Here is a 13928-nt window from a genome sequence, read left to right as displayed (position 1 = left end):
CCATGAATTACCTGATTAACGAAGCCCAGTTCACCCTGCCCGACGCTGAGGTACAAGACACCTCGATCAATATCCTCAAGTTCGCCAAGCTGGGTACCACGCTGGTCGTGAGCCGCAGCCCGTTGGCGGATGGCGAAAGCCTGCAAAGCAATTTCGAAGGCCAACTGAAAAAACTCGAGCAGCAGGTAAAAGATCTTCGCTATTCCCCGGCGCAAGCCGTCAAGGTCGGGCCGGCGCAAGACATCGACGCCTTTGAAGTGCAGAACCGCTTCAACAAGGGCACCGACAACATCTACCAGTATCAATTGGCAATGCAGATACCCGGCACCCGCCGCTTGATTGCCCTGAGCTACGTCAAGACCCAGCCCCTGGGCCCTGCCGAGGCGGCTCACTGGGCAACACTCAAAAACACGCTCAACTTTTCTGCTACGCCCTGAGTCGAGCCTGAACAATGAGTGAAGACCTCTGGGCGGCCCGCGAAGGCGACGCACTGCTGCACACCTCGGTGATGGCCGATATTCTCGGCGGTGTACTGGAAGTGGCTGCCTATGCGGCGCTCACTACCGTGGGCTGCCTGGCCGTTGCCGGGGCGGTTTTCCTTGCGACCGGTGCAACCATCGCCACAGGCGGCGTTGCGCTGGTGTTGGTCGTGGGGGCGGTCGTCGGGATCACCGCAGGGCTCACAGGGGCTGATCTGAAGATATCCAGTTGGTGCGAGTCCGCCGCCAACTGGGTGTTCCCGCCGGTGATCGATGCCTTCATCACCAGCGGTTCGGACAACGTCTTCATCAATGGCAAAAAGGCCGCCCGCGCCGCTGGCAAGATGACGGCTGTACCCGTCGCGCCCAGCGAGCCGCCGGCACCCAGCTTCCTGGACATGGCAGGCGAGTTCTTCTCGCAGATGTGGCGCCCGACCGTCGCCTCGCCGGCCCCCGGCACCGAGCCTTGCCCGCTGGATACCGTGGCATGCACCAAGCACCCACCGATGCCGCTGCAGTTCATTGCCGAGGGTTCCAGCTCGGTGTTTATCAATGGGCAGCCTGCAGCGCGCAGCGGTGATCGCAGTACCTGTGACGCGAAGGCAGTTGCCTCCATCCGCTGAGAACAACTATAGCTACGACCATGGCAACAACCTGATCGGACGCCGTCGTACCGAGCGCCAGCACGACCATCAAGAGCACCTGGGGTACGACAGTACCGAACGTATCCTTGTCAGCCACCAAGGGGGACGGAGCGAAACCTATGCATATGATGCTGCAGCCAACCTACTCGACAGCCCGCTACAAAGTGGCCTGGTAAGACATAACCGGCTGCTCACTTATCAAGATAAGCGTTATCGATACGATGCGTTGGGCCGAATGATCGAAAAGCGCAGCACTGCACGTGGTTTGCAGCGCTTTGTCTACGATGCCGAAAGCCGCCTGGTTGAAGTGCATAATGAAAACCGCAGCGTCATCAGGATGACCTACGACCCGTTAGGCCGCCGTATCGAAAAAACCGAACATGACAGCGCTGGTTATTCGCGGGCCGTGACACGCTTCACTTGGGATGGCCTGCGTCTGCTGCAGGAGCATAGACATAACCAAACGAGCCTTTACGTCTACGAGGGCGAAGACGACGGCTATCAACCTTTAGCCCGCGTCGACGGCACCGGAAAACTGCAAAAAATTCGCTACTACCACAACGATCTTAATGGGCTGCCAGAACAACTGACCGAGGCCGACGGGCGCAACATCTGGCAGGCGACCTATCGAGTATGGGGCAACATGCTGGAGGAGGTGCGCGAGCCATATTACATTGAGGAGCAGAACCTGCGGTTTCAGGGACAGTATCTGGACCGGGAGACAGGACTGCATTTCAATACATTCCGATTTTATGATCCGGATGTAGGGCGGTTTACAACACCGGATCCGATTGGGCTGGCGGGCGGATTTAATCTGTATGTCTACGCACCGAACCCCTTCACATGGATAGACCCACTCGGGCTGGCTTGTGGCCCGGCAACCCGACAAAACTCAAAAGGAAGATGGATCGATGCCAGGGGTAGATTTGCCAATAAACCCAATGTCGCCAAGTTGCCGTCGTTTAAAGGAAAGTCCGTGCGCCAAGTGGAGAAAATCCTACGCAAAAACGGCTACACCCGAACGAACCCTGCGAATACCAAAAATCAGCGCTGGGTACACCCTGATGGTTCGGAAGTCCAAATCCATGCCTACGGGAATGGCAACCCGACACCATTCAAAGGCTCGAACAACGCTCACAGCCACAAATCGGTAGGAAGACATGGAAACTCCGGCACTACAGAATTAGCTAACGACGGAAAAACAACCGTCAGTACCCACTCTGCGGAAGCGCACATCGGAATGAAGAACCCGTCCGACTACCCTACGGTATCGGGTCGACCTCACGGCAGTTAGAAGGCAATGATGATGTCAGCAGAATTCATACTGTCCTTTGAGGACAATAATTGGTACACGACCCACCTCGGCGAGATAACGCAGCACATCACCCGCCTTGAGACTTTTTCTGAGTTTGTTGAAGACCGAGAGTTTCGGTTGGCAGGCATTGAGCCCAGAAGCCCAAGTGATTGGAGCTACGACGTGCGTCTGTTTTTAGAACAAGAACGTATCTTCCTAGAAATCAGCGCCCATCCGAAAAGCATCGAGCATGATCTTTCTGTACTTTTTGAATGGATCAGGTCCTGTACTCGTATTTCTATAAACGATGAAGACGGTGAGCCATCAAACTGGTAGGCCCTCGGCCAGAACTACGAGTCGAGCCTGAACAATGAGTGAAGACCTCTGGGCGGCCCGCGAAGGCGACGCGCTGCTACACACCTCGGTGATGGCCGATATTCTCGGCGGTGTACTGGAAGTGGCCGCCTATGCGGCGCTCACTACCGTGGGCTGCCTGGCCGTTGCCGGGGCGGTTTTCCTTGCGACCGGTGCAACCATCGCCACAGGCGGCGTTGCGCTGGTGTTGGTCGTGGGGGCGGTCGTCGGGATCACCGCAGGGCTCACAGGGGCTGATCTGAAGATATCCAGTTGGTGCGAGTCCGCCGCCAACTGGGTGTTCCCGCCGGTGATCGATGCCTTCATCACCAGCGGTTCGGACAACGTCTTCATCAATGGCAAAAAGGCGGCCCGCGCCGCTGGCAAGATGACGGCTGTACCCGTCGCGCCCAGCGAGCCGCCGGCTCCCAGCTTCCTGGACATGGCAGGCGAGTTCTTCTCGCAGATGTGGCGCCCGACCGTCGCCTCGCCGGCCCCCGGCACCGAGCCTTGCCCGCTGGATACCGTGGCATGCACCAAGCACCCACCGATGCCGCTGCAATTCATTGCCGAGGGTTCCAGCTCGGTGTTTATCAATGGGCAGCCTGCGGCGCGCAGCGGTGATCGCAGTACCTGTGATGCGAAGATTGGTACGGCCGAAGGGCTGATTTCGCCGGATGTTCGCATCGGCGGCGGGACCATCGTGGTGCAGGAGATTCGCAGCGGGAAGACGCCCGGGGTGGGTCTGGCGATTGCCGTGGTGATGGCGTTGCGGGGCAACCTGAAATGTTTCTGGACCAAGCTGCCGTGCATGATCGGCAGTGCGTTGGTGGGAGGGGCGATCTCTTATGGGACTGCCAAGGTTACCTCGGCACTCAAGAGCGCCATGAATGGTTCGCCCAATCCGGTGCACAGCGCGACGGGGGCCAAGGTCCTGGGCGAAGAGGAGGAGCTGGACTTCATCCTGCCCGGGCTGCTCAACATCGTATGGCAGCGCTTTTACAGCAGCCTCGATGCTCGCCAGCATGGGCTTTTTGGTGCGGGATGGAGTGTCGGCTATGAAGTGGCGGTAGAGACTGATGCCGATGAAAACCTGACTTATATCGATGAGCAAGGGCGCCGTCTGGAGATAGGTTACATCCCCTTGTCCGGCGGAGCATTCGATCCGGGCGAAGGCCTTGCGGTCAGGCGCAGTGGCGACGGCGCGGTATTGATCGAGAGTATCGACGGCCTGTATCGGCTCTTCGAAACCGACCCGCTGAACAGCTCGCGGATGCGTTTGCAACTGTTGGGTGATCGTAACGAAGGGCGGATTTTCCTTGACTATGACAGTCAGGGGCGACTGTATCGCCTGCGCGACACCCATGACTTGATGCATGTTGAACTGAACTACTCGGCTGAACACCCAAGGCGCGTGAGCCACATCGAACGGCGTTACCTGCGCCAGGACCATTTCGATGCGCGTAGCGACGTGCTCGTCAGTTATCGCTATGACAGCAATGGCGATCTTGCCGAGGTCTTGGACGCACAAGGCACAATCCTTCGACGCTTTGCCTACGACAGCGGCAGGCGCATGGCCGAGCACCAATTGCCGAGTGGTTTGCGCTGCTTTTACCAATGGGCTGAAGTACCTGGGCCAGACGGCCCGGAATGGCGCGTCAGTCGGCACTGGACCGACGCGGGCGATGAATACAGCTTCGATTACGATCTGGACGCCGGCATTACCCGGGTGACCGATGGCTTGATGCGGGTCAGCACGCGGCATTGGAACCCGCAGTTCCAGATCACTCGCTACGTCGATAACCTGGGCCATGCATGGCAATTCGATTGGAACGAAAACCGTCAATTGGTGGGCGCAATCGACCCGAAAAACGGCCAGTGGCACTTCAACTATGACGAGCCAGGAAACCTGAGTGCCGTGATCGACCCACTGGGCAGGGCTCGCGGCACGCAGTGGCTGGAGCACTGGGCATTGCCTCAGGTGGAAACCGATCCTGCGGGCAACAGTTGGCACTATCGCTACGACCAGCGTGGCAACTGCATCGAGGAAGTCGACCCACTGGGCAACCGTACCCGTTACGTCTATGACGGTTTCGGTCAGCCGGTGCAAATCATCGATGCCACAGAAAAAACCAGAACGCTGCATTGGAACGAATGGAGCCAGCTGGTCGAAGAAGTGGATTGCTCAGGTTATCCGACACGTTATCAGTACGACGCGTTTGGCAATCTGGTGGTGCAGACCAATGCCGAAGGCGAATCGGTGCGCTACCGGTACGGCCCTCAGGGGCTGCTCTTGGAGTGCCAGCTACCAGATGGTCGCGTGGAACAGTTTCAACGTAGCACCAGCGGTTATCTGACGGCCTATATCGACCCTGCTGGTAGCACCACGCGCTATGCCTATGACGTACGCGGCCTGGTCAAACAACGCTGGGATGCACATAACCGCACGGTCTTGTTCGATCACGATGCCTACGGGCGACTGCGCAAGTTGACCAACGAGAACGGTGAAAGCTATCGCTTCGAATGGGACGCAGCCGACCGCATGGTGCAGCAGCAGGATCTGGATCAAAGCCGGCGCTGTTACACCTATGATCCGCTGGATGATGTGGTAGCCGTGGACCATCTGCCGGGAACGGAAGGCGAACCGGTAGCCCCGTTGTCACACCAGTTCCAGCGAGACCCAGTTGGACGCCTGGTCAGCAAAGTCACCGAGGACGGCACCACCGTCTACGAGCACGATATGAACGACCAGCTGGTCGGTGTCACGCTCACGGCGCGTGATGGTAGTGAGCAATCACTCGGTTTCAGCTATGACGCCCTCGGCCAACTCCTTGAGGAACAAAGCTCGGCAGGAACTGTGCAGCATCGGTACGACGAACTGGGGAACCTGATTCAAACCGGTTTGCCCGACGGTCGATGGCTGAACCGCCTGTACTACGGCAGCGGCCATCTGCATCAGTTGAATCTCGATGGAAAGGTCATCAGCGACTTCGAACGCGACCGCTTGCATCGTGAAGTACAACGTACTCAGGGCCAACTCAAGACGAGTACTGCCTATGATCGAAGTGGGAGGGTCCGCGCGCGTCAGCGCCGCAGCATCGACCAGCCGTGGCAGTTGCCGCCCTTGGTCGAGACCGATTACAGCTACGACCCCAGCGACAATCTGATCGGCCGTCGTCGAACTGACCGTCAAGAGCACCTGGGCTACGACAGTACGGGCCGTATTCTTGCGAGCCATCAGGTGGGGCACAGCGAATCCTACGCTTATGATGCTGCAGCCAATTTGCTCGACAACCCAGTCCAAGGGGGCTTGGTGCGGCATAACCGGCTGCTCACGTATCAGGACAAACGTTACAAGTACGACGCCCTTGGGCGAATGATTGAAAAGCGCAGTGCCGTTCGTGGTTTGCAGCGTTTTGTTTACGACGCCGAAAGTCGGCTTGTGGAAGTGCGCAATGAAAACGGCAGCGTGGTCAGGATGACCTATGACCCACTGGGGCGACGCATCGCAAAAACCGAGCATGCCGCCGATGGTCACCCACTCGGCGTGACGCGATTCACCTGGGATGGCTTACGCCTGTTGCAGGAACATAAACATAGCCAGACTAGCCTCTACATTTACCAAGACTATGGCTACGAACCCCTTGCCCGCGTTGACGGGACTGGGCCATTGCAGAAAATCCGCTACTACCATAACGACCTCAACGGCTTGCCGGAGCAGCTCACCGAGGCTGATGGTCATGATGTTTGGCATGCGACTTATCAGGTGTGGGGTAATACGCAAGAGGAAGTGCGCGAAGCGTATTTTCTTGAAGAGCAGAACCTGCGTTTTCAGGGGCAGTATCTGGACCGGGAGACGGGGCTGCATTTCAATACGTTGAGGTTCTATGATCCAGATGTAGGGCGGTTCACGACGCCGGATCCGATCAGCTTGGCGGGGGGCCTCAACGCTTACGCTTATGCGTCCAACCCACAAGGCTATATAGACCCGCTGGGTTTAAAATGCTCCAGTTTTGCTAAGAATCCTAAGCAAGCCCACGCCCAGATTAAAAGCAAATGGGGACATACGATGTCAAAACAGGAGATGAAAGAGCTGCAGAATACTATCAATAGGATCAAGCTAAGGCAGCCTCGTTATTCTAACGACGGCACACCTTTCAGTAACTCACATACCATTGGTAATCCCAACAGCCAACGATTAAATACAGGAAGTGGGCCCTACCAAGAGTGGACGGTAAAAACACCGACCGTTGGAAACAATGGTGCTAGGCGCATTGTAGTGGATAAGAAAACCGGACAAGCCTATTACTCCCACGATCACTACGACTCATTCATGGAAATCGATCTTGGAGGCTGGAAGTAATGAACATTAAAACAACCGTTGAGCTGGATTTTTCCACAATAAAAGAAGTCGATGAGCTTTATCAGACGCTTGCAGAAAAGTTCGGATTCCCTACCGGCTACGGCAAAAACGTCGATGCAATCATTGATTGTCTTTTTGGTTTACGCTACCCCGAAGAAGGCATGACAAAGTTAAGCATTGATACGAATGAAAAAATAATAATCCAGACAAAAAACATTAGCGGCGCCCAGCAGAACCTGAGAGATACGCTGATATTTATTGTTGAATTCGTAAACTACAAATGCGCATTCAAAGAAACGCCCGCGTCTATCCTGTTACTGCTTGGGCGCTAAAGCCTCATTCAAAAATGGGCATACACCGAATCAGCGCACCTATTAAAAAGCATCAAAGATGCACGCATTAGCTAAAGGTTCAAAAGAGTGAAAACAAGCTGTCGCGGATAACAGAATGGCGATGGCAAATGGAGAAAAATTTCAGGTAAAAGTTAAATCAAGCTCAGACGCGAAGGTTTTTTGAAAGAGTCACAAGGCAACATGAGCCGTTATATAGCTCATACTCAAAGTGCTCGTGCCGACGGCGTTGCAAAATACCCGAAAGGCTACGAACAACATATGGCCCCAGAGGGCGGCTTTGGGGACACGCCTCATATCAAGTGGTACAACAATGGAGGGGACGGTCATATTTTTATGACGCCCCAAACCAACATGAAAAATAGTTACACCTTTAATAAACTCAATAAAATTGAATTGAGCCCGGATAAAAACAAGGAACACATACACTCACTTATGCTAAAAGCTACATTATCGGGAGAGATAATCGAAACCTTCGATTCACTTGCAGATCTGAGAGCTCATCTGAGCTCAGATCTCTACTACATTGCACACAACCTCGTTGTACGCAAAGGAAAAAATTATATTTAAAGGGGAGCTCTATAAAGCAACACTAAATGACCTTCTCGACTTTCTTGGCGAATCTATAAAATATAAAGACTGAAGAGAACTATTAATCTCTCCCGTTAAAGCGTATCCCAATAGCAAAGTTTTTTACTGTACAAAAGACGCGCTTTATATGTACGCAGCAGAGTAAAATGGAACAACGTTATGTAGATTTATGGTCCTCAGAAATATAAAATAAATCTGCCACCTTTACCTTCGCTCGGAACTCAGGAAGGAAGCGCTAGACCCCACCTCCGCCCTAAATAAGATTTTTTGGAAAAGGGGACGAATTTATTTAATCCGATAAGTTACGAAGCAACGCCGCATATGGGAACAAATTCACTGGATGCTTTTCAAGAACGAAAAGGAAGGGCAAGGGGGGGGGGCAGATTTATCTAACTAAAATAGATCTACCCCTTGCTTAAAGGCTTACTTTTATCCTGCCTTTTGATTCTGAATAATTTTCAGCAATTCTACCTTTTTATCGATATAAGCCTGGCGCTTTTCAATATTATCCATCCGAGATTGCTCAGTTGGTGCTTCTGATGATTCAGGAGCAACATACGGTTTGTAGACAATTCCGAAACGCTCAGCGAGTTCTGGCATTTGCTTTTCTATTTCATTCAGCGTCTTCTCAAGATTGGTCAAGCGCCCTTCTGTATCGGTAGGCGCATCATCGCTCGGCTTCACCGCCTTCGCGTCGGCCCCTAAACCGAGAAAAATAAACAGGTTGGACGTTGCCTCATTTTTTATTTCAGCGCCTTTAAGCCGAGCATCCATTTTTTGCGCTTCCGTCGCGTTAGGATCCACGGTTCCTATCGTGCCATCTGCGTTCACTACTGGCGCTCCAGGCATTTCAGAGTGTGCTGTAAGTTTGCTCTGGAAGTAACTGGACGCGAATTGATTTCCCACAGTGAAGGGGCTGGCGACCATGTTGTTTGCCCCGGCGTTTATAAAAGCATTACGTATAGTAGCGCCTACTGATGGAGGTGGTGCTGGTAAGCTCTGTGGCTGGCTGACAATACTTTGCGCGGCATTCACGCTACTGCTCGGACTGTTCGGCGCAGCCGTTGGCTTAGGTGCAGGTGCGCTAGGCGACTTAGTCTTGCTAGACGCCTTAGACGTGCTAGACGCCTTAGAAGTGCTAGACGTCGTGGACCCGCGAGATGTCTTTGACCCGCCAGACGTCCTGGACCCGCCAGACGTCCTGGACCCACCCGACGTCCTAGATGAGCCAAAAAAGTTAAATTTGCCGCCGCCACTCCCCCCTCTGGCTTTTAGTTGCTCGGGCTCTCCCGGGCCCAGCCTATCAACAACAGCATCATCTGCTCGCTTGTTTTTTGCATTGATCTCCTCAGGCGTTGCTGCAGGGTATTTGAATACCTTCTCGTTAACCAAACTGGCTTCAGGTGCAACGCTCGAACTGTCTGCCGCTGCTCCAGCATCCCCTGGAGCCGATGAAGCAACTGCTTGCGTCTTTTTTTCCTGGGGTAACGGGTTGGAATAGGGAGTAATAGGCTGATCAACTTTCATATATACACCTCTAAAAATGAGTTTAGAGAGCGTTCCCTGCTGTCTCGCGCTATAGGTGACAATTGCTTAGATATGGTTCCAAATCGAATGAACAATTTACATAACCCAACCTACTTTCGACTTGATACAGCCCCTACAGTGACTGTTCACAACAATGCAATAGGCAACTACTTTTATTCCGCGAGCAATCTTTTTCGCACCCAACAAAAATGGGCACCCGACCTAGTCGGCATGCCCACTCTTTTACCGCCCGCCTCCCTTCGAGACGGCCTCGCTTAATTACGGGTTTACGCTGTCTTTGAGCGACTTGCCCGGCTTGAATGCTACGGTGTTGCTGGCCTTGATTTTCACCGGCTCACCGGTTTGCGGGTTCTTGCCGGTACGGGCGCCGCGGTGGCGTTGCAGGAAGGTGCCGAAGCCCACCAGGGTGACGCTGTCCTTGCGATGCAGGGCGCCGGTGATTTCTTCGAGAACGGCGTTGAGGACGCGGTTAGCCTGTTCTTTGGTGAGGTCTGCTTTTTCAGCGATGGCGGCTGCGAGATCTGGTTTACGCATATAAAGCCTCTTTGACGGTTTTTTGTTGTTATGTCCGTGCTGCTCTCTGGTGGAGCAGCGCCCAAGGCGCCGCAGGCTCTACTCTGCGGCAGACGGGAGTGAGGATGGCACGCCCTCAGACGCCGCGCCAGTCTCGCGGCGACCTTTCTCGAGGTAAGAACATGCTGATTCCGACAGAACGACCGGTATTTACGCCAGCAAAGGTGGAAGTTCTTTGTTCAAGGCCAGTTTTTCCATGACAGCGCTGCCGGTCAGCGCGTAGCCCAGCAGGTGGCCGCTGGCGTCACGGCACAGGGCCTTGATGTCGGCGCCCTGCCCTTCGACGCTCCATACGCCTTCAGTGCCCCGTGGGGCAGGTGATACCACCAGCGGGCAGATCGGGGTTTTCACCGTGATCGGCATCGGCCCATAGCTCACCGCCGTAGCATTGCCGGCCAGGGTTTGGGCGAGGGCGCGGGCGCAGCTCATCAGCGGCATCACGTACAGCAGGTTCAGGCCATCGACTTCGGCGCAGTCGCCCAAGGCGTAGATATTGGCGTGGGAGGTCTTGAGGTGGCGATCCACCATGATCCCGCGATTGATTTGCAGGCCGGCCGCCGCGGCCAGGTCTACGCGAGGGCGCAGGCCGATGGCGGAGACCACCAGGTCGCAGTGGATCACTTCACCGTCCGACAGGTGGGCTTCCAGGCCGTCAGCCGTGCGTTGCAGGCGATTGAGCACCGGGCCCAAGTGGAAACGCGCGCCGATGCCTTCCAGCCCGGCTTGCACCGCGGCGGCCGCCGCCGGGTGCAACAGGGTCGGCATGACTTGTTCGCACGGCGCGACCAGGTCGATTTCATAGCCGCCGAGGATCAGGTCGTTGGCGAATTCGCAGCCGATCAGGCCAGCGCCGAGCAGCAGCACGCGTCGCTTGCCGGCGGCGGCGGCACGAAAGCGTGCGTAGTCTTCCAAGTCATTGATCGGGAAAATCAGTTCGGCCGCATCGCCTTCGACGGGTACGCGCACCGTTTCTGCGCCCCAGGCCAAAACCAGGTCGCGGTAGGCCACCGCTTCCTCGCCGATCCACAGGCGCTTGTGGCCCGGGTCGATGCCGCTGATGCGCGTGTGGGTGCGCACCTCGGCCTTGAGTTGCTCGGCCATGGCGCCGGGTTCAGCCATGCTCAGGCCATCGGCTTCCTTGTTCTTGCCAAAGCCGGTGGAGAGCATGGGCTTGGAGTAGGAGCGCCCGTCATCCGCGGTGATCAGTAGCAATGGGGTCTCGCTGTCGAGCTTGCGAAACTCCCGGGCCACGTTGTAACCGGCCAATCCTGTGCCGATGATCACGACAGGTGCGTTCATTCCTTTCTCCTTGTAGTACGTGTCTTAAACTAAGAATTAACCGATTTCGATCATTTCGAAATCCATTTTGCCTACACCGCAGTCCGGGCATAGCCAGTCTTCCGGGACGTCTTGCCACAGGGTGCCCGGCGCGATTCCGTCATCCGGCCAACCGTCTTTTTCGTCATAGATCAGGCCGCAGACTACACATTGCCACTTCTTCATTACTTGCTTCCTCAGGGTCCAGGCGTCTTGGCCGGCGGTCGATCGATCCAGCGTTGCCGCACGGCTCAGGGCGTTTTGTACTGATCGGGGCCGGCAGATGCAAGCACGATCGACGCAAACGGCCGGTTTGGCGCGGCAAAAGATCAGGGGGCCATGGTAAGCTCGCCGCCTCTTTTGCTGCCAATACTGACTCATCGTGCCGCATTCAATCGCCCTTCCCGATGCTTGCCAATGGCTGACCCAGAGCCTTCTGATCCCTGCGCCCACACCCTTGACCGTCAATTGGCTGTTTGACGAAGGTTCGCTGACGCGACGGCTGACGTGGCTGTCCAACGACGGTTTCAGCGTGACGCCGCTGTTCGAAGGCTGGCAGCCGCTGCGCGACGATGAATGCGCCGCCTTGGAGCTGGCCCCCGCCAGTATCGGCTGGGTGCGCGAAGTGTATTTGCGCGGGCATGGCCAGCCGTGGGTGTTCGCCCGCAGCGTGGCGGCCCGTAGTGCCTTGCAGGGCGACGGGCTGCACATGGACGAACTCGGCAGCCGTTCGTTGGGCGAGTTGCTGTTCTGCGACCGCGCCTTTACCCGCCAGGTTATCGAGGTGTGTCACTACCCTCGCCCATGGCTGCCGACAGCCGACCAAACCGATAATTTGTGGGCGCGCCGCTCACGCTTCGACCGCGGGTCGCTGAGCGTACTGGTAGCGGAAGTCTTCCTGCCGAGTTTCTGGCACGCGCTGCATGACCATCCGGAGAACTGCTGATGTACCAACGTCTGCTCAAGTCCTTGAACCGCGTGAACCCCAGGGCCTGGGATTTCATTCAGTTGACGCGCATGGACAAGCCCATCGGCATCTACCTGCTGCTGTGGCCGACGCTGTGGGCACTGTGGATCGCCGGCAAGGGTTCGCCGTCCCTGCTTAATATTGTGATTTTCGTACTCGGCGTGGTGCTGACCCGGGCCGGTGGATGTGTGATCAATGATTGGGCCGACCGCAAGGTGGATGGCCATGTGAAGCGCACCGAGCAACGCCCACTGGTGAGCGGCAAGATCAGCTCGAAAGAAGCATTTGTGTTTTTTGCCGTGCTGATGGGCATCAGTTTCCTGCTGGTGCTGCTGACCAACGCCACCACTATCTTGCTGTCCCTGGGCGGCCTGGCGCTGGCGGCCAGCTACCCGTTCATGAAGCGCTATACCTATTACCCGCAGGTGGTATTGGGAGCGGCGTTTTCCTGGGGCATGCCGATGGCGTTTACCGCTGAGACCGGCCATTTACCTGCCACGGCGTGGCTGCTGTATATCGCCAATCTGTTATGGACCGTGGGCTACGACACTTATTACGCGATGACGGACCGTGATGACGACTTGAAGATCGGGGTGAAGTCCACCGCCATTCTATTTGGCGATGCAGATCGCGTGATCATCCTCACGCTGCAAGGGCTGTCACTGGTGTGCCTGTTGCTGGCGGGTGCGCGGTTTGAGCTGGGCGGTTGGTTCCAACTGGGGCTGCTGGCGGCGGCGGGCTGCTTTGCCTGGGAATTCTGGTATACCCGGGACAGGGACCGCCTGAAGTGCTTCAAGGCGTTTTTGCACAACCATTGGGCCGGGTTGGCGATTTTTGTCGGAATTGTGGTGGATTACGCGGTTCGCTGAAGGCCGTTTTTTGTGGTGATTGACCTGGCGCCTTCGGGAGCAAGCCCCCTCCCACACTTGAATGTATTCACACATCAAAATGTGGGAGGGGGCTTGCTCCCGATGATTTTCAGCAGCGCCGCACAGTCACGGCTTGATCACATGCCAGGCGCCACCCTTGCCATCCCCGGTCTTGTCACCGGTCTTCTTGTCGTCCTTGTAGGTGTAGACCGGATTGCCTTTGTAAGCCCATTGGCTGGTCTGGTCGTCACGGGTGATGACCTTCCAGTCGCCCGTCGCAATGTCGGTGGACTCGGCCTTCAACGGCGGCCAATTGGTCGCACATTGTTCCTTGCACACTGACTCGCCATCGGCATCCTTATCAAAGGTGTAGAGCGTCATGCCCTTGTGGTCCACCAAAATCCCGCCTTTGGTCATCGCCGGCTCTGCCGCAAACGCCAGGGTCGGCAGCGTCAACGCCGCCGTAACCAGCAGGGCTTTCCAGGAAAAAGTACTTTGAGTCATCGGAACCTTCCTTTTGTGGTTGTCAGGATTCGGACCCAAAGGGTAGTCCAGAGTGCCGCGAATTGCCCAAGCGAC

12 protein-coding genes and 2 pseudogenes are annotated in these 13928 nt (G+C 56.0%); 9 read left to right on the top strand and 5 right to left on the bottom strand.

The window, feature by feature from the left end; all coding sequences use genetic code 11:
- Positions 1-2 precede the first annotated feature (2 nt).
- The 7 genes and pseudogenes from FRT59_RS11580 (at position 3) to FRT59_RS27225 (ending at position 8054) form a co-directional block, all read left to right on the top strand.
- Positions 3-437, top strand: coding sequence for a DcrB-related protein (locus FRT59_RS11580; protein ID WP_153837338.1), 435 nt, complete (start codon positions 3-5; stop codon positions 435-437).
- A gap of 14 nt (positions 438-451) precedes the next feature.
- A pseudogene (locus tag FRT59_RS27520) lies at positions 452-1081 on the top strand (PAAR domain-containing protein); the annotation flags it as partial.
- Position 1082: 1 nt separating this feature from the next.
- Positions 1083-2006 (top strand): annotated as a pseudogene (locus FRT59_RS27515) (RHS repeat domain-containing protein); the annotation flags it as partial.
- Positions 2007-2429: 423 nt separating this feature from the next.
- Positions 2430-2753: a 3-hydroxydecyl-ACP dehydratase gene (locus FRT59_RS11570; protein ID WP_233094198.1), complete on the top strand. Its 324-nt coding sequence runs from the start codon at positions 2430-2432 to the stop codon at positions 2751-2753.
- A gap of 34 nt (positions 2754-2787) precedes the next feature.
- Positions 2788-7134: an RHS repeat-associated core domain-containing protein gene (locus tag FRT59_RS11565; protein ID WP_153871273.1), complete on the top strand. Its 4347-nt coding sequence runs from the start codon at positions 2788-2790 to the stop codon at positions 7132-7134.
- Complete coding sequence (locus tag FRT59_RS11560) at positions 7134-7466, top strand: barstar family protein (protein WP_034116452.1); 333 nt, start codon at positions 7134-7136, stop codon at positions 7464-7466. The genes FRT59_RS11565 and FRT59_RS11560 overlap by 1 nt, the downstream gene beginning before the upstream one ends.
- Positions 7467-7667: 201 nt before the next feature.
- On the top strand, positions 7668-8054 hold the full coding sequence (locus FRT59_RS27225; RefSeq protein ID WP_233094199.1) for a hypothetical protein: 387 nt from the start codon (positions 7668-7670) through the stop codon (positions 8052-8054).
- A 450-nt stretch (positions 8055-8504) separates the two neighbouring features.
- Here the strand turns inward: FRT59_RS27225 and FRT59_RS27220 are convergent, their stop codons facing one another.
- The 4 genes from FRT59_RS27220 to FRT59_RS11535 form a co-directional block, all read right to left on the bottom strand.
- The gene (locus FRT59_RS27220; protein ID WP_325167959.1) at positions 8505-9110 is read right to left on the bottom strand and encodes a type III secretion effector protein; all 606 of its coding nucleotides are present in this window, start codon (positions 9108-9110) and stop codon (positions 8505-8507) included.
- A gap of 771 nt (positions 9111-9881) precedes the next feature.
- A complete protein-coding gene (locus tag FRT59_RS11545) occupies positions 9882-10157 on the bottom strand; it encodes an HU family DNA-binding protein (RefSeq protein WP_003195589.1) in 276 nt (91 codons plus the stop codon).
- 189 nt (positions 10158-10346) lie between these two features.
- Positions 10347-11495, bottom strand: coding sequence for an NAD(P)/FAD-dependent oxidoreductase (locus FRT59_RS11540; RefSeq protein ID WP_034116454.1), 1149 nt, complete (start codon positions 11493-11495; stop codon positions 10347-10349).
- 36 nt (positions 11496-11531) lie between these two features.
- Entirely contained in the window at positions 11532-11699 is a 168-nt protein-coding gene (locus tag FRT59_RS11535) for a rubredoxin (RefSeq protein ID WP_003213373.1), read from the bottom strand.
- A gap of 196 nt (positions 11700-11895) precedes the next feature.
- Here FRT59_RS11535 and FRT59_RS11530 point away from each other — a divergent pair, with 196 nt between their 5' ends.
- Both FRT59_RS11530 and ubiA read left to right on the top strand, forming a co-directional pair.
- Entirely contained in the window at positions 11896-12459 is a 564-nt protein-coding gene (locus tag FRT59_RS11530) for a chorismate--pyruvate lyase family protein (RefSeq protein ID WP_198809676.1), read from the top strand.
- Positions 12459-13349 (top strand): 4-hydroxybenzoate octaprenyltransferase, encoded by an 891-nt coding sequence (gene ubiA, locus FRT59_RS11525; RefSeq protein ID WP_153871271.1) that lies wholly within the window; start codon positions 12459-12461, stop codon positions 13347-13349. The genes FRT59_RS11530 and ubiA overlap by 1 nt, the downstream gene beginning before the upstream one ends.
- A 126-nt stretch (positions 13350-13475) precedes the next feature.
- Here ubiA and FRT59_RS11520 read toward each other — a convergent pair whose 3' ends face one another.
- Positions 13476-13853: a COG4315 family predicted lipoprotein gene (locus FRT59_RS11520; RefSeq protein ID WP_153871270.1), complete on the bottom strand. Its 378-nt coding sequence runs from the start codon at positions 13851-13853 to the stop codon at positions 13476-13478.
- Positions 13854-13928: the final 75 nt, after the last annotated feature.

Source organism: Pseudomonas haemolytica (assembly GCF_009659625.1).
GTDB lineage: Bacteria > Pseudomonadota > Gammaproteobacteria > Pseudomonadales > Pseudomonadaceae > Aquipseudomonas > Aquipseudomonas haemolytica.
Note: the sequence above shows the minus strand (reverse complement) of the source record. Positions and strands in the feature narration are given on the sequence as shown.